1 protein-coding gene is annotated in these 695 nt (G+C 72.2%); it reads left to right on the forward strand.

Translation table 11 applies throughout. The features are described from left to right. Nucleotides 1-695: type IV pilus assembly protein FimV (locus AC1D1T_RS32905; RefSeq protein ID WP_477993566.1), on the forward strand; the 695-nt coding region annotated here is incomplete at both ends.

The following is a 695-nucleotide window of genomic DNA, read 5'->3' on the forward strand; positions in this document are numbered from 1 at the left end:
GCCGCCGGCACCGGCACGCAACACGCCGCGCGTCGCCGCGGCGCCGTCCGATACCGGCACCGAGGCCGCCTCGGGCGCCGACGAATACAAGGTCAAGCAGGGCGACACGCTGTCGCGCATTGCCGGTGCAACCAAGCGTCCGGGCGTCTCGCTCGACCAGATGCTGGCGTCGCTGTACCAGGGCAACCCGGACGCGTTCCTGAACAACAACATGAACCGGCTGAAGGCCGGTGCCGTGCTGGCCGTGCCGTCGGCCGAGACCGCGAAGGCGATCACGCCGGCCGATGCGCGCCAGCTGATCCAGGCGCAGAGCGCCGACTTCGGCGCCTACCGCCAGCGCCTCGCCAGCGGCGTGGCACCGTCGAAGGTCGAAGGTGCATCGCGCCAGACCAGCGGCACCGTGCAGGCCGAGGTCGACGACCGCAAGAAGGCCGCCGCCCCGACGCCGGACAAGCTGACGCTGAGCAAGGGCAGTGCGTCCACGGAGGCGAAGGTCGCGAAGGAGCGCGAGGCGAAGGAGAACTCGTCGCGCGTCGCCGAACTGTCGAAGAACGTCGAAGAGCTGAAGAAGCTCGGCCAGGCCTCGGCCGGTGCCAAGGCCGGGTCGCCCGCGCAGGCTCCCGCGCCGGCCGCAGTGAACGTGCCGGTGAAGCCGCCGGTGGCGACGCCGCCGGCCCCGCCTGCACCGGTTCCGC

Source organism: Rhizobacter sp. P2_H3, assembly GCF_056403355.1.